General features: G+C 64.9%; 19 protein-coding genes. 14 read left to right on the top strand and 5 right to left on the bottom strand.

Annotation, left to right across the window (positions count from 1 at the left end; genetic code table 11):
- Positions 1-107 precede the first annotated feature (107 nt).
- Positions 108-797, bottom strand: coding sequence for an O-methyltransferase (locus B4394_RS02085; RefSeq protein WP_502688509.1), 690 nt, complete (start codon positions 795-797; stop codon positions 108-110).
- Between the two features lie 132 nt (positions 798-929).
- Here B4394_RS02085 and sigE point away from each other — a divergent pair, with 132 nt between their 5' ends.
- From sigE to tatB, 4 genes are all read left to right on the top strand, one after another.
- Complete coding sequence (sigE, locus tag B4394_RS02080; protein ID WP_078309612.1) at positions 930-1,703, top strand: RNA polymerase sigma factor SigE; 774 nt, start codon at positions 930-932, stop codon at positions 1,701-1,703.
- A 110-nt stretch (positions 1,704-1,813) separates the two neighbouring features.
- A complete protein-coding gene (gene rseA / locus B4394_RS02075; protein WP_078309610.1) occupies positions 1,814-2,245 on the top strand; it encodes an anti-sigma E factor RseA in 432 nt (143 codons plus the stop codon).
- Between the two features lie 9 nt (positions 2,246-2,254).
- Positions 2,255-3,733 (top strand): serine protease HtrA, encoded by a 1,479-nt coding sequence (gene htrA, locus B4394_RS02070; RefSeq protein ID WP_078313977.1) that lies wholly within the window; start codon positions 2,255-2,257, stop codon positions 3,731-3,733.
- Entirely contained in the window at positions 3,733-4,143 is a 411-nt protein-coding gene (tatB, locus tag B4394_RS02065) for a Sec-independent protein translocase protein TatB (protein ID WP_078309607.1), read from the top strand. The genes htrA and tatB overlap by 1 nt, the downstream gene beginning before the upstream one ends.
- Here the strand turns inward: tatB and B4394_RS02060 are convergent.
- The gene (locus B4394_RS02060) at positions 4,140-5,276 is read right to left on the bottom strand and encodes an Mrp/NBP35 family ATP-binding protein (protein WP_139359861.1); all 1,137 of its coding nucleotides are present in this window, start codon (positions 5,274-5,276) and stop codon (positions 4,140-4,142) included. The genes tatB and B4394_RS02060 overlap by 4 nt on opposite strands.
- 23 nt (positions 5,277-5,299) lie before the next feature.
- Positions 5,300-6,574 carry a lytic transglycosylase domain-containing protein gene (locus B4394_RS02055; RefSeq protein ID WP_078313976.1) on the bottom strand — a complete coding sequence of 425 codons (1,275 nt, stop codon included), beginning with the start codon at positions 6,572-6,574 and terminating at the stop codon, positions 5,300-5,302.
- A 316-nt stretch (positions 6,575-6,890) separates the two neighbouring features.
- On the opposite strand from B4394_RS02055, the gene B4394_RS02050 reads away from it, so the two are divergent.
- Positions 6,891-7,841, top strand: coding sequence for an oxygenase MpaB family protein (locus B4394_RS02050; protein ID WP_078313975.1), 951 nt, complete (start codon positions 6,891-6,893; stop codon positions 7,839-7,841).
- A gap of 21 nt (positions 7,842-7,862) precedes the next feature.
- Positions 7,863-8,816 (top strand): HpcH/HpaI aldolase/citrate lyase family protein, encoded by a 954-nt coding sequence (locus B4394_RS02045; RefSeq protein ID WP_078313974.1) that lies wholly within the window; start codon positions 7,863-7,865, stop codon positions 8,814-8,816.
- On the opposite strand, the gene B4394_RS02040 is transcribed toward B4394_RS02045, so the two are convergent.
- Entirely contained in the window at positions 8,813-9,460 is a 648-nt protein-coding gene (locus B4394_RS02040; RefSeq protein ID WP_078309600.1) for a DUF4190 domain-containing protein, read from the bottom strand. The two genes, B4394_RS02045 and B4394_RS02040, sit on opposite strands and share 4 nt — an antisense overlap.
- Before the next feature lie 205 nt (positions 9,461-9,665).
- Here B4394_RS02040 and B4394_RS02035 point away from each other — a divergent pair, with 205 nt between their 5' ends.
- The 6 genes from B4394_RS02035 to B4394_RS02010 all read left to right on the top strand — a co-directional run bounded on the left by B4394_RS02035 (position 9,666) and on the right by B4394_RS02010 (position 15,279).
- Positions 9,666-10,130 carry a YflT domain-containing protein gene (locus tag B4394_RS02035; protein ID WP_199340199.1) on the top strand — a complete coding sequence of 155 codons (465 nt, stop codon included), beginning with the start codon at positions 9,666-9,668 and terminating at the stop codon, positions 10,128-10,130.
- Positions 10,131-10,318: 188 nt separating this feature from the next.
- A complete protein-coding gene (locus tag B4394_RS02030) occupies positions 10,319-11,734 on the top strand; it encodes an ABC transporter substrate-binding protein (protein WP_078309895.1) in 1,416 nt (471 codons plus the stop codon).
- Entirely contained in the window at positions 11,731-12,645 is a 915-nt protein-coding gene (locus B4394_RS02025) for a carbohydrate ABC transporter permease (RefSeq protein WP_078313973.1), read from the top strand. The genes B4394_RS02030 and B4394_RS02025 overlap by 4 nt, the downstream gene beginning before the upstream one ends.
- On the top strand, positions 12,642-13,475 hold the full coding sequence (locus B4394_RS02020; RefSeq protein ID WP_078309598.1) for a carbohydrate ABC transporter permease: 834 nt from the start codon (positions 12,642-12,644) through the stop codon (positions 13,473-13,475). Before B4394_RS02025 ends, B4394_RS02020 begins: the two co-directional genes overlap by 4 nt.
- Before the next feature lie 2 nt (positions 13,476-13,477).
- A complete protein-coding gene (locus B4394_RS02015) occupies positions 13,478-14,662 on the top strand; it encodes an ABC transporter ATP-binding protein (protein ID WP_078309596.1) in 1,185 nt (394 codons plus the stop codon).
- 11 nt (positions 14,663-14,673) lie between these two features.
- Entirely contained in the window at positions 14,674-15,279 is a 606-nt protein-coding gene (locus B4394_RS02010; protein ID WP_078309595.1) for a suppressor of fused domain protein, read from the top strand.
- A gap of 6 nt (positions 15,280-15,285) precedes the next feature.
- Here the strand turns inward: B4394_RS02010 and corA are convergent, their stop codons facing one another.
- A complete protein-coding gene (gene corA / locus B4394_RS02005; RefSeq protein WP_078309594.1) occupies positions 15,286-16,380 on the bottom strand; it encodes a magnesium/cobalt transporter CorA in 1,095 nt (364 codons plus the stop codon).
- A 95-nt stretch (positions 16,381-16,475) separates the two neighbouring features.
- On the opposite strand from corA, the gene B4394_RS02000 reads away from it, so the two are divergent.
- Positions 16,476-17,087 carry a MarC family protein gene (locus tag B4394_RS02000; RefSeq protein ID WP_078297568.1) on the top strand — a complete coding sequence of 204 codons (612 nt, stop codon included), beginning with the start codon at positions 16,476-16,478 and terminating at the stop codon, positions 17,085-17,087.
- A gap of 84 nt (positions 17,088-17,171) precedes the next feature.
- Entirely contained in the window at positions 17,172-18,314 is a 1,143-nt protein-coding gene (locus B4394_RS01995; RefSeq protein WP_170914962.1) for an NAD(P)-dependent malic enzyme, read from the top strand.
- Positions 18,315-18,326 lie beyond the last annotated feature (12 nt).

Here is an 18,326-nt window from a genome sequence, read left to right as displayed (position 1 = left end):
GAGAATGGGTGTCGTGACGAAAACGGTGCTCAGCCAGCGCCGAAAACTACGGTTTCTGCGTCATCGATGCGAGGTCCGCGCCGAACGCGGTGTATCGGGCTGGGACGTCAGTCGCGGGTGGCGGCGAGCAGGCCGTCGCCCAGCGGGATCAGCACCGCGGTAAACCTGCCGTCATCGGCGATGATGCGCGCGGCCTCGCGGACGCCGACCACATCGGGGTCATTGGCCCCCGGATCGCCCGCACGCCCCCCTGCGGATGCCCCGTGGATGACGACCGCTCCGCCCGGGCGCAGGAGCCGAATGCCCCCGGCCAGGAACTCGGGCTGATCGGCAGGCACCGCGTCGATGACGAGCAGGTCATACGACTCGTCGGCCAGCCGGGGCAGCACCTCTTGGGCACGACCGCCGATGAGGCGGGTGCGCGACGGCGCGATGGCCGCCTCCGAGAACGCCTGTTTGGCACTGCGCTGGTGCTCGGGCTCCACGTCGATGGTGGTCAGCACGCCGTCCTCGCGCATTCCTGAAAGCAGCCACAAGCCGCTGACTCCCGCGCCCGTGCCGACCTCGACGACGGCCTTGCCGCCCGAAAGGCGTGCGAAGACACTCAGGAGTGCGCCAACCGCGGGCGTAACCGGGCCCGCGCCCAGGTCAACGGCACGCTCCCGGGCGGCGGCGACGATTTCGTCTTCGGAGATGGCGCCCTCGGCGTGGCTGACCATCGCCTCGACGCGGGATCGGTCTGCGCTGCTGGTCACGATTCGATCCTGTCGAGCGGGAGTGGATATGTCCCGCGACACGCCGGACTCGTGACCGATCGGGGCGTTTTCCTGTTCCGGAACCCCTAGTGAGATCGGATCGAGACCGCTTTCTCAGGAAGAGTTAAGTTGGCTCATACGTGACCCACACCTCGGTAGTAGAAGGTCATTGCTATGTCGCGATCCATCCTGAAAACGCGCCCCGCCGCAGAGGCCCACGCCGGGAATAACACCCCTGGCCTCCGGGTTGAGCAGGCTGACAGTCTCGCCATCGTGGGTGAGGCCGCCACAACCGAACAGGAGGAACACGCGATTTCGCTCACGCACATCAGCGACTCGGCCGAATACACCGACTTTGTCGAGGTCATCGATCCCGCAGAACTATCCGGGACCGCGGTATTCGATGCCACCGGAGATCTGGCAGCCATGCCGTCTTGGGATGAGCTGGTTCGTGAGCACGCCGACCGCGTGTACCGCTTGGCCTACCGTCTGTCAGGCAACCAGCAGGACGCCGAGGACCTGACCCAGGAAACCTTCATCAGGGTGTTCCGCTCGCTGCAGAACTACCAGCCCGGCACATTTGAGGGCTGGCTGCACCGCATCACGACCAACCTGTTCCTCGACATGGTCCGTCGCCGCGGACGTATCCGCATGGAGGCGCTGCCCGAGGACTACGACCGCGTGCCGGCGACCGATCCGGATCCCGAGCAGATCTACCACGACGCTCAGCTGGGCGCCGATCTGCAAGCCGCGCTGGACGCGCTGGCTCCGGAGTTCCGCGCCGCCGTGGTGCTGTGCGATATCGAAGGTCTGTCCTACGAGGAAATTGGCGCCACGCTGGGTGTGAAGCTCGGCACCGTGCGCAGCCGCATTCACCGCGGCCGGCAGGCGATCCGCGAGCATCTGGCTGCGCGCTCCTCGACGTCCGCGCTCGCGGCCGCCGAATAGCGCACGACACCATTGGTGCAGGTTGGTACGCAATGACTACATTCGCGCGCTATCTTCGAGTTAGGTCGGTACGAGTCCGCCGGCCGTTCCGGACCGAAGGGAGCGTTGCCGTGGTGGATAGCGGCTCGTTCCGGCGAGCGTTCTCGAGTTTCTCGTCGTTCTCGCGGCTGCCATCCCCTTTCGCCTCGCAGAGTGAGGCGCCGGTCGGTGCGCCTCGCCAGTTCGGATCGACAGAGCATTTGTCCACGGAGGCGATAGCGGCGTTCGTGGATGGCGAACTGCGGATGAGCGCGCACCTCCGGGCGGCGCACCACCTGTCGATGTGCCCCGAATGCGCCCTCGAGATCGACGCACAACGCCAAGCGCGCAGCGCACTGCGTGATTCCGGGGGTATCCGGGTGCCCGGTTCACTGCTTGGGTTGCTCAGCCAGATTCCGCATATCCCGCACGAGACGGCATCGCCACAACCGCCGTCACATGACGGCGACTTGCCGCCCGCGTTAGCCAGTGATGAGGTGCGTCGTCGCCGTAAGCGCCGGTAGGGTGGGCCGGTGACCGCAAAACAGGACACCGCTCCTCGGTTGGCGCCGCGCCCGGTTGACCGGCCGCCCGTCGATCCGGCTTCGCAGCGGGCTTTTGGCCGTCCTTCGGGGGTATCCGGTTCGTTCCAGGGGTTGGACAAGTACCGGGACCAGGGGGAGTACACACCGCGAGTGGGCCCGCCCGATCCGGTGCTGGCACAGGCCTTCGGGCGACCCGATAACACCACTACTTCCCTGCAACGGCATCCCGCCGATGCCGGGAAGCTCAACGCCGCCGATGAGGGTCCGGACGCCGCCGAGGATCCGTGGCGCGACCCGACGGCACAGGTTCAGCTGGGCAGGCCCGCGGTCACCAAGGCGCCCATCGCCGTGGACGGCACGCCCGCCCCGAAGCTGGGTGTGCGCGACGTTCTTTTCGGTGGCCGGGTCTCCATTCCGGCGCTCGGCATTCTTGCGGTCATCGCACTGCTGATCGGCCTGGTCGGCGGCATTATCGGACGTAAGACGGCCGAAGTGGTTCAGGCCTTCACCACGTCGAAGGTCACGCTGACTACCGATGACAGCACTCAGCCTGACGAGTCCCGCTTTACCGCTGTCGCCAACGCGGTCAAAGGTGCGGTGGTGACCATCGAGGCCAGCTCGGACGATGAGGTGGCTCAGGGGTCGGGAGTTGTCATCGACCCCAAGGGGTATGTGGTCACCAACAATCACGTGATTTCCGATGCCGCGAAGAATCCCGGCAAGTTCAAGATCGAAGTGATCTTCAACGACAGCAAGAAGGTGCCGGCCAACCTCGTGGGTCGTGACCCGAAGACGGACATCGCGGTGTTGAAGGTGGACAACGTCGACAACCTGTCGGTAGCGCGCCTGGGTGACTCCGACAAGGTCGCGGTGGGGGCCGAGGTCATCGCCTTCGGTTCACCGTTGGGTCTGCGCAGCACCGTGACCAGCGGCATCATCAGCGCGCTGCATCGTCCGGTGCCGCTCTCGGGCGAGGGTAGCGACACCGACACGGTGATCGATGCGCTCCAGACCGACGCCGCCATCAACCACGGCAACTCCGGTGGCCCGCTCATCGACATGAAGTCCCAGGTGATCGGGATCAACACCGCTGGAAAATCCTTGAGCGACAGCTCAAGTGGCCTGGGCTTCGCCATTCCGATCAACGAGGTCGCCGACGTCGCGCAGACGCTGATCCGTGACGGCAAGGTCGTGCACGCGACATTGGGCATCAGCAGCCGCACGGTCAGCAATGCGACCGCCACCGGCGCCGAGGTGGCCAACGTGAAGGCCGGCAGCCCCGCCGAAAAGGGCGGCATGCTGGAGAACGATGTCGTCGTGAAGGTGGGTAACCGCACGGTGGCCGATGCCGACGAGTTTGTGGTCGCAGTGCGGCAGTTGAAGATTGGACAGGAAGCGACCGTTACGGTGCTGCGCCAGGGTCGTCCCGTCGAGCTCAAAGTTACTCCCGGCCCAGACGGTTCCTGATGTTCGGCAGTGTCGGCTGGGGGGAGCTGTTGGTCCTACTGGTCGTGGGGCTCGTGGTGCTTGGTCCCGAGCGGCTTCCGGGGGCTATTCAGTGGACCACTGAATCGTTGCGCAAGGTCCGTGACTACGCCAGTGGTGCGACGGCCTCCCTGCGTGAGGAGCTTGGTCCGGAGTTCGACGATGTGCGCAAGCCGCTTGCCGAACTGCAGAAGCTGCGCGGTATGACTCCGCGTGCGGTCATCACCAAACACCTTTTGGACGGCGATGATTCGGTGCTCGATTCGCTGACCAAACCGCTCGATGACGTGAAGAAGGCAGTGTCTGAGCCGATGCCTACGCCGGTGGTGAACCCCGAGCTCACCAAGCCCGCGGAGCCCGGTCCGGCCCGATTCGACGCCGACGCGACCTAGTTGCGCCGGGTGGTGTCGATGTTCAACGACATGCCCGCCAGTCCGCGGCTGCGTGTCGAGAGTTTGTCGGCGATCGCCCGAAGTGCCTGACCGGCCGCCGAATCCGGCTGGCTGAGCACGATTGGCAGTCCCTCGTCGCCGCCTTCACGTACCGCTGGGTCCAGCGGGATCTGCCCGAGGAGAGGCACTTTCGTACCCACGACGCGGGTCAGGCTCTCGGCGACAGCATCGCCACCGCCTGAGCCGAACACCTCCATACGGGTGCCATCCGGCAACACCAGCCAGGACATGTTCTCGACCACACCGACGATGCGCTGACGGGTTTGGGTCGCGATCGCCCCCGCACGCTCGGCGACCTCGGCGGCCGCCTGCTGGGGCGTCGTGACCACCAGAATTTCGGCGCCGGGAATGAGCTGTGCCACCGAGATCGCCACGTCTCCGGTACCCGGAGGCAGGTCCAGCAGCAGTACGTCCAGGTCTCCCCAGAACACATCGGCCAGGAACTGCTGCAGGGCGCGATGCAGCATCGGCCCGCGCCATACGACCGGGGTGTTGCCCTGGGTGAACTGGGCGATCGAGATGACCTTCACATCGTGGGCCACCGGGGGCAAGATCATCCGCTCCACCTGGGTGGGACGGTCGGAGGTGCCCATCATGCGCGGTACGGAGTGGCCGTAGATGTCGGCGTCGAGCAATCCAACCGATAGTCCCTTGGCCGCCATCGCCGCCGCGAGGTTGACTGTGACGCTTGATTTTCCGACCCCACCCTTACCGGAGGCCACCGCGTAGACGCGAGTGAGGGAGCCGGGCTGGGCGAAGGGGATGATGGGCTCGGCGCTGTCGCCGCGCAGCTGCTTGCGCAGTTCGGTGCGCTGCTCGTCATTCATGACATCCAGCAGCACGCGCACGGTGCCTACGCCATCGACATCGGCCGCGGCCTGGGTCACCCGCTCGGAGATTTCAGCCTTCTTTGGGCACGCGGAGGTGGTGAGGTAGATCCCGATCTCGACGTTGTGGGCGTCATCGAACGTGATGCCCTTGACCATCCCCAATTCAGTGATGGGACGGCGAAGTTCGGGGTCGATTACCCCGGCGAGTGCACTGCGCACGGCTGTGGTGAGCTCGGATGTCACTACCCGAGTCTAGGGCGTGCCGTTTATGGCTTTGGCGCTGCCGGTCCGGGCGCGGGTCCGGGGGCCGGTCCCAGCTCCACCGGCGGCGGGGGCGGAGCGAACGGGTTGAACGGCTGCGGGGCAGGAGCAGGCGCGAACGGGTTGAACGGTTCGGCAGGGGGTGGCGGGGCGAACGGATTGAAGGGCTCGGCCGGTGGCGGCGGTGCGCAGAAGAACATGCACGGTGCCTGAGGTGCCTCGGGCGCCGGCGCGACAGCTCCGGGCGTGCCCGCCATCGCGGCCCGATCCGGTGTCAGCGGGGTGATGATGGGCAGCTGGGCCAAAGGATCGTTGGGGGAGAGTGAGGCGACGTCGGTCACCGAACCCGGCCCGAGTCCCCGCGATTCGCCGCCACCGAGATGGGCCTTGCGTTCGGGTGCGACATCGGCGGCGGTCAGCGGTGGCAGATTGAGCGGGATCACCCCAGTGGCGTAGCCGGCGGCCCAGGCGAGCACGTTCTGCGCGTAGGCCACCGAATTGTTGTAGCGCAGGATGGAGGACATCACCTGTGAGCGATCCCGCAAATTCAATCCGCCGCTGCATAAATAGCGGGCGGCGGCCAGGCTCGCGTCGAAGACGTTCTGTGGATCGGCCTTTCCATCGCCGTCACCGTCGGAGGCGTAGTGGTTCCAGGTGCTCGGCAGGAACTGCATGGGCCCCATGGCCCGGACGTATACCTGCGCACCCTGGGTGCGGGTCTGCTCATGGTCGACGATGACCTCGTTGCCCGGGAGGGTGCCATCCAGGCTCGGGCCATAGATGGGCCGGACTACGCGGCCCTTCACGTCGGTGGCGCCGTTGTTGGCGTGGCCCGATTCGATCCGGCCGATACCCGCCAGCAAGTTCCAGCTCACTCCACAACCGGGTGCGGCCTTGGCCATCATCCGCTCGGCGTTCTGGTAGGCGTCCAATGCGATCTTCGGGATGCCAAGTCCCCCAGGGGCCATCACGATTCCCGGTGGCGGCGGTGCGATCGCAGCGTTCGGCGCCACGCGGTACTGCGTCGGCGGGCGCATCACGGTCACGAGATTCAGCGGACCCGTATCCGCCTGTGCGGAGACCGCCGAGGCCAGCGGGACGGGAACGGGCACCACGGCCTGCCCGCTGACCTGTGCACTGCTGGCCGCCACGGCCGAGCCGACAACCACCAAGGCGCTGAGTCCGCCGACCCGAAGCCAGGGCACGGGGGCGCCCGTGACGCGTAGCGCCACGTCGCGGGCATGTTTCACCGACGACGCAACCCAACCCGGAAGCTTCACCGCGCCCCTATCTCTTGGGCCCCTGCTCTACGCATGGGTCCCATCTGTCGGCATCCATTCTGACGTATGCAGTCGTGACGGATGTGACCGATGTGAACCGGAGCAACCATACCGGCGAGATGACGGTCCGGTTGCAAAATGGGCAAACCCCAGCGAATCGCGGACCGCCGACGAATCCCCCCTGAGGATGCCGAGTTCGGTCGGCAAGCGCCGCGGAAAATGGGCGAGTGGCTATCTCAAGCTAGGCGGATCGCGATGAACCTGACTTACAGTCAGTATCTGGACGTAAACATAATCAATTGATAGCGTTACAGCCATGACCGCTGCACCGGACGTTGCCGTCCACTGGGAACTTGGCTCCGATCGGCCCCGTGAGGACTATGGATTCTTTGGGCCAGACTCGCCGACATGGAAGGTGTGGAGCAGCCCCACCGCCCTGATCGGTTTCCAGCGCTCAGTGGTACTGGAACATTTCGAGCCCCATCTGGCCGCCGCGGTGGCGGATTCGGCGGGTATCTATCGGGATCCACGAGGACGGATGGATGGGACCCTCGCCTACTTCCTCATCGTCGCGACCGCCGATTCACGGACCGCGGTCGAGGCCTCCGAGCACCTGCAGAAGGTTCATGCGCGTTCCAAGGGAATCGACCCGGTGACGGGAAAGCGCTATAGCGCCAACGATCCGGCCTCGCAGCTGTGGATCCATGTCACAGGGTGGCACTCGGTGCTCAAGTGCTACGAGATGTATGGGCCCGGGCCGTTGAGTCAGGCCGAAGAGGACCGTTACTGGTCCGAGTGCGTGATCGCGGCGGAGCTGCAGACCGTCAATCCGGCGGACGTGCCGCGGTCGCGTGACGAAGTTCGCGAATACTTCGCCCAGATGCGCCCCGCGCTGTGCACCTCCGAGCGCGCGCAGCACGCCATGCATTACCTTCTGCGCACCCCGCGGTCGGGCAGCAATCTGCGGTTCTGGGCGGTCAGTCGGCTGATGGCTCCGGCGACCATCGCGACGTTGCCGCGCTGGATGCGGGAACTGGGCCAATTTGACCAGCCGGGAATTGTCGATGTGGCGTACCGGCCGTTGGTATCGGCAGCCATGTCGGTCGCCAGCGTTCCTGCGATCGAAGACTCCATTGCGCGATTCGCCAAGTTGCCGATGACAGCGACGACCCTGCGTGACTTCCACGCGGCCAAGGCTCCGGTGCGTACGGTCACCGTCACACCGGCCGAGGCCAAAGAGCGGTATGGCAGGCGAGCCACCGTATAGGGCGCTTTACGCTGGCTAGCTGTGACCTATCGACCGCGCCGCACCACACTCGCCGTCCCTGGCAGCAGCCAGAAGATGATCGACAAGGCGAAAACGCTTCCCGCGGATGAGATTTTCCTCGACCTTGAGGACGCCGTCGCGGCACCCGCCAAGGTAGAGGCGCGCCAGCGCATCGTCGATGCCTTGAACGCGCCGGGATGGTCGGGGCAGCTGCGGTCGGTGCGTGTCAATGACTGGACCACCGAATGGACCTATGCCGATGTGGTGGAGGTTGTTTCACGGGCCGGCGCCGGCATCGACAACATCCTGCTGCCCAAGGTTGTGGACGCCTCGCATGTCACGGCACTGGATCTGCTGCTGACGCAGGTCGAGCGATCACACGGGCTTGAGGTGGGCGCGATAGGCATCCAGGCGCAGATCGAAAACGCCGAAGGACTCACCCACATCGACGCGATCGCATCGGCCAGCCCGCGGGTGCGGTCGTTGGTCTTCGGCCCTGCCGACTTCATGGCCAGCCTGGGCATGCGCACCCTGGTCGTGGGCGAGCAGCCTCCCGGCTATGACGGCGAGGCGTATCACCACGTGCTGATGACCATCCTGGTAGCGGCGCGGGCGCAGGGAATCGATGCCATCGATGGCCCCTATCTCAAGGTCCGCGATGTCGCTGCTTTCCGGGTCGCGGCGAGCCGTTCGGCCGCACTGGGCTTCGATGGCAAATGGGTGCTGCACCCCGCGCAGATCGAGGCGGGCAACGAGATCTTCAGCCCACGCCAGGAGGACTACGACAGGGCAGAGCTCATCCTGGACGCCTATCAGTGGCACACCTCGCTCGCGGGTGGCGCACGGGGCGCGGTGATGCTGGGAGACGAGATGATCGACGAGGCCAGCCGCAAGATGGCGCTGGTGATCGCGGGCAAGGGCCGTGCCGCGGGGATGGCGCGGCAGGCGCCGCCGTTCGAGCCTCCGACGGGCTAATACGAGCTAGAGCTGCCGCCCGATGCAATGCCGATGATCATGATCAGCACCCAGAACACAATGACCGCGGCTCCGATGATGATGCCGGCGATGGCCACACCCTTGCCGTCCTGCGGTGAGGTCTTGAGCTGGTTGAGCGCGATAAAGCCCATGATGACGCCGGCGATCGATCCGATGCCGCAGAAGACGCCGACGATCGACGCGATCAGAGATCCGATGGCCAGCGGGTTGGTGCCGCCGGTCTGCCCATATGCGCCGTACCCGTACGGGTCGGCGTACCCGGGCGCCGGGTATCCGAGATAACCGCCTGCGGCGGGATAACCCGGTGGCGGGTACGCGCCCGGTTGACCCGACGGATACGGGGGATATGCCTGGCCGTATTGAGAGGGATACGCCGGCGGTGCTGTCGGGTACGGCGGAGGCGCGGTGGGATAGCCGGGCTGCGCGGTCGGGTACGTGGGGGGATAAGCAGGATAGGACGGCGGGGCTCCGGGGGTCTCCCACGCCGGTGGAATGCCCGGCGGTACCTGGCTGGCCGTGGACGCGGCATCGGCCGGTGGGGCGGACTGTTCCAGGGACGGGTACTCGTATCCAGACGAAGCGTCGGGACCGGTGCCAGAGGATTCGTTGCCCGGGGTAGTCATGGCGCAAACTTAGCGTATCGAGGGGGTTTCTGGCCGTGCTGCGGGCGGAAAGTCGCAGGTAGCGGCCAAAGGGGCACCATCTGGTGCGGTCGGGCGTTAAATGAGTGCTAGCTATGCATCACTGACTTTCTGCAGGAGGGCCGAACTCGTGGGACAACCGCTCACCCCCGGGCAACAACAGCGCTCGACGTCACCGCGCTCGCCATTGTCTTCGTCGTTGTCCCTGCCGACGCCGCCACAAGGCTGGCCCATCGGTTCGTACCCGACATACGCGGAGGCTCAGCGCGCCGTCGACTATTTGTCCGATCAGCAATTCCCGGTCGAGAACGTCACCATCGTCGGGGTGAATCTGATGCAGGTCGAGCGGGTGACCGGGAGATTGTCGTGGCCCAAGGTGCTGGGCGGGGGCATGCTCAGCGGAGCCTGGCTGGGCCTGTTCATCGGCCTGGTGCTGGGGATGTTCAGCACAAATCTGGCCGGCTCACTCGTCGTGGGACTTACCGTCGGATTGGTCTTCGGGTTGGTCACTGCCGCGGTGCCCTACGCGATGACGAGGGGCACAAGGGATTTCGCATCGACCATGCAGCTCGTCGCGGGACGATATGACGTGTTGTGCGAGCCGGCGCAGGCCGAGGCCGCTCGCGACATGTTGGCCAAGCTAGCTATCTAGGCCCCGTCGGCTGGTGCCCGGTGGCGCTGGCCTGCGGCGTTGCCCGCGCCCTGAATAATGGGACGCGCGCACCGAACATGTTGCATGTCACCTGGTTTTAGCTCTACGGTTGCCGCGCGGGACGGGTGTGCCCGCCGTGGTCGGCACACGGAGGTGCCGACAGCGCGTCAACGGACCAGGAGGCGGTCGTGCTGGAGTCGTCGGCCGGATGGTTCCGACGGAAGGGTGTGGCGCTGGGCGTCATCTGCCTGACGCTGGCCTCGCTGACGGGATGTGCGCGCTCGGACGACGGCATCGTCATCCGCTTCTATACGCCGGCCAGTGAGGCCGGTACCTTCACCGCCGCCGCGCAGCGATGCAACAAAGAACTGGGCGGCCGGTTCACCATCCGGCAGGTCAGCCTCCCGAAGCGGGCCGACGAGCAGCGGTTGCAGCTTGCGCGCCGATTGACCGGTAACGATCGCACCCTGGACCTGATGGGCATGGACGTGGTGTGGACCGCGGAGTTCGCCGAAGCGGGTTGGGCGCTGCCGCTTTCCGAGGACCCGGCGGGCGTCACCGAGGCCAACGCGCAGCGCGACACCCTCGCGGGTCCGCTGGCGAGCGCTCGCTGGAAGGACAAGCTGTACGCGGCCCCCTTGAGTACCAATACCCAACTGCTCTGGTACCGCAAGGACCTGGTACCTGAACCGCCCGAGACGTGGGATCAGACGGTGCAGGCAGCCGAAGGTTTCGCACGTTCGGGCGGGCCTGGTTGGATTGCGTTGCAGGGCAAACAGTACGAAGGCCTGGTGGTGCTGTTCAACACCCTGCTGGTCAGTGCCGGCGGCTCGGTGTTGGGTGATGACGGTACGACGGTCACCTTGACCGATACCCCGGAGCATCGTGCCGCCACGGTCACCGCATTGCGGATCATCAAATCGATCGCGACAGCAGACGGCGCGGACCCCTCCATCACCCAAACCGATGAGGGCACAGCGCGTTTGGCCTTTGAGCAAGGTAAGGCGGCCTTTGAGATCAATTGGCCGTTCGTGATGGCCAGCATGATGGAGAACGCGATCAAGGGTGGCGTTCCATTCCTGCGTCTGGATCGGCGCCCGGACCTGACCGGTGCGATCGCCGACGCGGGACGCTTCGAGCCGAACGATGAGCAGTTCACCGCCGCGTACGAGGCGGCCAGTGCCGCACTTGGTTTCGCACCATTTCCGGCTGCGGTTGCGGGGCAGCCCGCCAGGGTCACCATCGGTGGGCTGAACATCGCGGTCGCCAAGACCACGCGCTACAAGGCGCAGGCCTTCGAGGCGTTGAACTGCCTGCGCAGCCGGGAGAATCAAAAAGTGACGGCGATCGAGGGCGGGTTGCCCGCGGTGGACGCTTCCCTGTACGACGATCCCGAGTTCCAGGCCAAGTACCCGGCGTACGCGATCATCCGGGAGCAGCTGGCCAACGCCGCAGTGCGTCCGGCCTCGCCGTATTACCAGGCCATCTCGACGAGAGTGTCGGCGGCGCTGGCGCCGATCACCGCGATCGATCCCGAGCGCACCGCCGACTTGCTGACCGATCAGGTACAGAAGGCCGTGGATGGACGGGGGTTGATCCCGTGACCGTTTCGACTGCCAAGGGGGCCGACTCGGCGGGAAAGAAGGCCGAGCGGCGCCTCGGTCTGCTGCTCATCGCACCCGCCGCGATTCTCATGCTCGCAGTTACCGCGTACCCCATCTGCTACGCCATTTGGCTCAGCCTGCAGAAGTACAGCCTGGCCAGTCCACAGGATCGCAAGTTCGTGTGGTTCGACAACTACATCACGGTGCTGACCGACAGGTATTGGTGGAGCGCCCTGGTGGTCACCCTTGCCATCACGGTGATTTCGGTGGTCATCGAGCTCGTGCTCGGCCTGACCCTTGCGCTGGTGATGCATCGGACGATCTTCGGCAAGAGTGTCGTGCGCACTGCCGTGCTGATTCCGTACGGAATCGTCACCGTCGCAGCGTCCTACAGCTGGTACTACGCATGGACGCCGGGCACCGGATACCTGGCCAATCTGCTCCCTTCGGGCAGCGCGCCACTGACACAGCAGATTCCATCGCTTGCGGTGGTGATCCTGGCCGAGGTGTGGAAGACCACGCCGTTCATGGCGCTGTTGCTGCTGGCCGGTTTGGCACTGGTTCCCGACGATTTGTTGAAGGCTGCCCAGGTCGACGGTGCTGGCGGCTGGAGCAGGCTGATCCGGGTCACCATCCCGATCATGAAACCCGCGATCCTTGTCGCGCTGCTGTTCCGTACCTTGGATGCCTTCCGGATCTTCGACAACATCTATGTGCTCACCGGGGGCAGCAACAACACGGGGTCGGTGTCGATTTTGGGATACGACAATCTGTTCAAGGCATTCAACGTCGGGCTCGGCTCGGCGATCAGCGTCCTGATTTTCCTGTGCGTGGCCGTCATCGCCTTCATTTTCATCAAGGGATTCGGCGCCTCGGCGCCGACAGCGGATGACGAGGGGACGCGACGGTGACCCGCACGAATCCATCGCGCGCCGCAGGATGGTTGATCGCCGACGTTCTGGTGCTGTGTTATGCCCTAGTACCGGTGTTGTGGGTGCTGAGCCTGTCGCTCAAACCCACCTCGACGGTCAAGGATGGCAAGTTCTTCCCTTGGCCGGTGACCCTTGATAACTACCGCGGCATCTTCAGCGGGAACGTGTTCACCTCGGCACTGGTGAACTCCATCGGCATTGGGCTCATCGCGACCGTGATCGCCGTCAGCGTGGGCACCATGGCCGCGTACGCGGTGGCGCGACTGGACTTCCCCGGGAAGAAGGCGCTCGTCGGTGCGGCCCTGCTCATCGCGATGTTCCCGCAGATCTCGCTGGTGACACCAATTTTCAATATCGAGCGTTCGGTCGGCTTATTTGATACCTGGCCGGGGCTGATCATCCCGTACATCACCTTCGCGTTACCCCTCGCCATCTACACGCTCTCGGCGTTCTTCCGTGAGATCCCTTGGGAATTGGAGAAGGCCGCCAAGATGGATGGCGCCACACCGGCACAGGCCTTCTGGAAGGTTATCGCGCCGTTGGCCACGCCGGGCATCGTCACGTCCGCGATCCTGGTGTTCATCTTCGCCTGGAACGACCTGCTGCTGGCGATCTCGCTGACGGCGACGGACCGCTCCATTACCGCGCCGGTCGCCATCGCGAACTTCACCGGCAGTTCGCAATTCGAGGAGCCCACCGGATCGATTGCCGCGGGCGCCATTGTCATCACGGTGCCGATCATCATCTTCGTGCTCATATTCCAACGACGGATCGTTGCCGGGTTGACCTCCGGTGCAGTGAAGGGTTAGCGATGGCTGAGATTGTGCTCGACCAGGTGTCCAAGACGTACGCGGATGGTTCCGCGGCGGTACAGGACGTCAGCCTGAATATCGCGGACGGCGAGTTCATCATCCTGGTCGGACCGTCGGGGTGCGGTAAGTCGACGACGTTGAACATGATTGCCGGACTTGAAGACATCTCCTCCGGTGTGCTCACGATCGCCGGTGAGCGGGTCAACGAGAAGGCGCCCAAGGACCGCGATATCGCGATGGTCTTCCAGTCGTACGCGCTGTATCCGCACATGACGGTGCGGCAGAACATCGCCTTTCCGCTGACCCTGACCAAGATGAGCAAGGCCGATGTCCATGCCAAGGTCGAAGAGGCCGCGAAGATCCTGGATCTGACCGACTATCTGGATCGCAAGCCCGCCAACCTCTCTGGCGGTCAACGACAGAGAGTAGCGATGGGCCGTGCGATCGTGCGCAGCCCGAAGGCGTTCTTGATGGACGAACCGTTGTCCAATCTCGATGCGAAACTGCGGGTGCAGATGCGTACCGAGATCGCGCGGCTGCAAAAGCGGTTGGGCACCACCACCGTCTACGTCACCCACGACCAGACCGAGGCGATGACGCTCGGGGATCGGGTGGTGGTGCTGCGCGCGGGAAAGGTGCAACAGATCGGTGCGCCTCAGGAGCTGTACGACACACCTGCCAACTTGTTCGTGGCGGGTTTCATCGGCTCCCCGGCCATGAACTTCTTTCCGGCGACACTCACCGATATCGGTGTGCAGCTGCCCTTCGGCGAGGTGACACTCGAGGCGAGCGTGTACGCGAACGTCTCTGCCAGGAAGGCCGGCGTCCTGGGCAGCGATGTGATCGTGGGCATTAGGCCCGAGCAGTTCGAGGACGCCGCCCTGGTCGACACCTACAAGCGGATCACCGGGTTGACGCTCACCGTCAGCGCCGATGTGGTGGAGTCGCTCGGTTCGGACAAGTACGTGCACTTCACCACTGAGGGCGGCGCGGCGCATTCGGAAGAGCTGACGGAACTGGCTCAGGAATCCGAAGTTGGCGAGAACGAATTCGTGGCAAGGCTTTCGGCGGCGTCGACGGTCGTGGAGGGACAGCCCATCGAGCTGATCATCGACACCGGCAAGCTGGTGATCTTCGATGCCGCGTCGGGGGAGAACCTTTCCCTGCCCGCTATCGGCGAGTGAGCAGCGCTGGAATGAACTCGGACGAAATTGTCCGTCGGGTGCTCGCGCATCTGTCCGGTCATTTCGGTACTCTCGGTGCGGGGGAGCCGGATTCGGCCTCGGTCACCTTTCTTGGGTCCGAACCGTACGAGCTGCTGCGGTTTGGCCCTGATGATGCCGGGGTGTCGCATTTCGTCTCCGTGGGGGCATCGCGGTACCCGATGAGCGACCCGGGGGAGATGTTGACCTCCGAGGAACTGGGGCCGCGTGCCGAAGTGTCGATCACCCTGCGCGGCAGTGTATTTCCCGGCCTGGCCCGATCTCTTGCCGTGCTGGCGGCGTCGCCGGCGGTGGAAGGGTTGGTGCTCAGCGAGGACGGGCTGGTCGATCTCGGCCAGCCACTCTGGGACGATCCGGCACGACAGGCGTACACCGCGGTGCTGCTGCAGGACGGTGATATTCCGGATCTTCCATTGCCCGAACCGCTCTCGCCGGTGCGATTCCTGGCAGCGGTGCCCATCACCGCCAACGAAGCGGCCTGGGTGCGGCTCAAGGGAGCAGAGGCCTTGAGAGACGCGTGGCAGCAGGCCGATATCGACGTGATGGATCCGTCGCGCGCTCACGCGCAGCCGTCGTAGCCGTCGTTACAACCAGCGGTTGCGCCGCAAGGTGCGGTACACGAACGTGCAGGCGCTGACCATGACCAGCAGCACCACCGGGTAGCCCCACGGCTGATGCAGCTCGGGCATGAAATCGAAGTTCATACCGTAGATGCCGGCGATCATGGTGGGCACGGAGACGATGGCGACCCAGGCACTGATCTTGCGCATATCGGTGTTCTGCTGCATCGCGACCTTGCCGACCGCTGCGTTCACCAGGGAGGTGAGCATCTCGTCGTAGCTAGATATCTGGTCGGCGGCATGGGTCTGGTGATCCAGCACGTCACGCAGGTAGCGACGGACTTCCTTGGCGATGAGGTCGTTGTGGTCCTGGGTGAGCTTGCTCAGTGCGACCGACAGCGGGCTGATCGCCCGGCGCAGCTCCACCACCTCACGTTTGAGCATGTAGATATGTTCGATATCGGTGGCCGACCGTGGCGAGAAGACGTTCTCCTCCATGGAGTCGATATCGTCCTCCACCAGGTCGGAGACCTCGAGGTAGGAGTCGACGACCCGGTCGGAGATGGCGTGCATCACGGCGTAGGGGCCCAGCCGCATGTGGTCGGGGTCGGCGTCCATATGCGCGCGCACCTTGGCCAGACCACTGTGGTCGCCATGGCGCACTGTCACCACGAAGTCGCCGCCCACGAAAATCATGATCTCGCCGGTCTCAACAATCTCGCGTGCCGTCGAAATCGAATCGTGTTCAACGTAATTGACGGTCTTCAGGACCAGGAAAAGGGTGTCGTCATACCGCTCGAGCTTGGGGCGGTTGTGTGCGTGGACCGCGTCTTCGACGGCCAGCCGGTGTAACCCGAAGGGCCCTGCGACGGCCTCCATCTGATGTTCGTCGGGTTCATGCAGCCCCACCCAGACGAATCCGCGATCCAGTGAGCGCACCTTCTCCAGTGCGGCAGTGGGGGTGTACTTCCCCGGCAGGCGCACCCCGTCGACGTAGACCCCGCAGTCGACGATGGCACGGGCGAGCGGGACGGGGATGCGTTTGGCATCGGGGAGGGGCGGGCGCGCACGCACGGGCGAACGCAACGATGACGGATTGACCGACGGAAATCGCGCCATGATGTGGGCTCCCTGCTCGCAACCAATCGTTCTGCGTAACCGTTCCGCGCGATGGTAACCCGCGAAGCTGTGGGGCGGCCTGGGACACTGAAGTCGTGACCTTCGACATCGCGGTGTTCACCTCAGTGTTCATCACTCTGGTGGTCATCATGGACCCCCCGGGCGCGGTACCGGTGTTTCTGTCGCTGACGGGCCGCCAGCCGGCCGCCGAACGACATCGCGCTGCCTGGCAGGCGCCGGCGGTCTCCTTGACGGTCATCTCGATGTTCGCGATAGGCGGCCAGGCGATCCTGGCCTATCTGCATATCGGGGTGCCCGCGCTGCAGGGAGCCGGTGGGCTGCTGTTGCTCATCACCGGTTTGTCGTTGTTGATGGGAGGGGCCACCAGCCATGACGCGGACAGTGGGGTCAATGTGGCGCTGGTGCCGCTCGGTACCCCGCTGATGGCGGGCCCGGGTGCGATTGCGGCGACCATCATCGCGGTCCGTCAGGCGCAGGGGCAGGTGGGTACATATCTGGCCATCGCTGCCGCGATCCTGTGCGTACACCTGGTGCTGTATCTGACGCTGCGATTCTCAACGGTGCTGATCAGGGTGCTGCGGGAGGGCGGAATCATGCTGTTGGCCCGGGTGGCCGGTCTGTTACTGGCCGCCATCGCGGTGCAGATGATCGCCGAGTCGGTGCGCGGATTCGTGGCGGGCGCGTAACACGCCGCTCACAGTTCCAGAGTCGCGAGGAGTGACCTTCACGGCGGCCAGTAGTCTCACGCTGTGACCGCATCCGACGTTGTCGTGACAGATGAAGAGATTTTCGAAGCGCATATCGATGGGAAGCTGTCGGTAGAGCTCAAGTCGCCGCTGGATACTCAGCGTGCACTGTCGATCGCCTACACCCCGGGTGTCGCACAAGTGTCGCGGGCCATCGCCGCCGACCCCAGCCTGGCCAAGAAGTACACGTGGGCGCATCGCCTGGTCGCGGTGGTGAGCGACGGCAGCGCGGTACTCGGTCTCGGCGATATCGGTCCGTCGGCATCACTGCCCGTGATGGAGGGCAAGAGCGCGCTGTTCAAGACCTTCGCCGGACTCAACTCCATCCCGATCGTGCTGGACACCAAGGATCCCGACGAGATCGTCGAGACGCTGATCCGGCTGCGCCCCACCTTCGGTGCGGTCAACCTGGAGGACATCTCGGCGCCGCGCTGTTTCGAAATCGAGCGGCGCGTCATCGAGGCACTGGACTGTCCGGTGATGCACGACGACCAGCACGGCACAGCCATCGTGGTGTTGGCCGCGCTCATGGGCGCATCGCGGGTGCTGGGCCGCGACCAGAAGTCGCTCAAGGTAGTGATCTCCGGTGCGGGTGCGGCAGGTGTCGCCTGCGCGAACATCCTGCTGGCCGACGGCATCACCGACGTCACGGTGCTGGATTCGAAGGGCATCGTGCATTCCGGCCGCGATGACCTCAACGAGTTCAAAGTGGATCTTGCCGCGCGCACCAACCCGCGTGGTCTCACTGGCGGACAGGCGGAGGCACTCGCGGGTGCCGATGTGTTCCTGGGTGTTTCGGCCGGAAAGGTCGACGAGTCACTCATCGCGACCATGGCCGACGAAAGCATTGTCTTCGCGTGCTCCAACCCCGATCCCGAGATTCACCCGCATGTGGCGGCCAAGTACGCGGCGATCGTCGCGACCGGACGTAGCGATTTCCCGAACCAGATCAACAATGTGCTGGCGTTCCCCGGCGTCTTCCGCGGGGCGTTGGACGCCGAGGCCACCAAGATCACCGAGCGGATGAAAGTAGCTGCGGCCGAGGCAATCTTCTCGGTAGTGGAACCCGATCTGGCGCCCAACAAGATCGTGCCCAGCCCGCTGGATCCGCGTGTCGGACCCGCCGTGGCCGCGGCGGTCCAGGCTGTTGCACACGAGAGCGACTAGCCGTTTGACGTT

The sequence above is a fragment of the Mycobacterium sp. D16Q16 genome (assembly GCF_002013745.1).
Lineage (GTDB): Bacteria > Actinomycetota > Actinomycetes > Mycobacteriales > Mycobacteriaceae > Mycobacterium.
This window is presented reverse-complemented; position numbering and strand designations above follow the sequence as displayed.

Excerpts from the sequence above, each read along its gene's own strand:
- B4394_RS02010 (WP_078309595.1), top strand. The coding sequence starts at position 14,674 with ATGAACTCGGACGAAATTGTCCGTCGGGTGCTCGCGCATCTGTCCGGT.
- sigE (WP_078309612.1), top strand. The coding sequence starts at position 930 with ATGTCGCGATCCATCCTGAAAACGCGCCCCGCCGCAGAGGCCCACGCC.
- tatB (WP_078309607.1), top strand. The coding sequence starts at position 3,733 with ATGTTCGGCAGTGTCGGCTGGGGGGAGCTGTTGGTCCTACTGGTCGTG.
- B4394_RS02015 (WP_078309596.1), top strand. The coding sequence starts at position 13,478 with ATGGCTGAGATTGTGCTCGACCAGGTGTCCAAGACGTACGCGGATGGT.
- B4394_RS02050 (WP_078313975.1), top strand. The coding sequence starts at position 6,891 with ATGACCGCTGCACCGGACGTTGCCGTCCACTGGGAACTTGGCTCCGAT.
- B4394_RS02040 (WP_078309600.1), bottom strand. The coding sequence starts at position 9,460 with ATGACTACCCCGGGCAACGAATCCTCTGGCACCGGTCCCGACGCTTCG.
- corA (WP_078309594.1), bottom strand. The coding sequence starts at position 16,380 with ATGGCGCGATTTCCGTCGGTCAATCCGTCATCGTTGCGTTCGCCCGTG.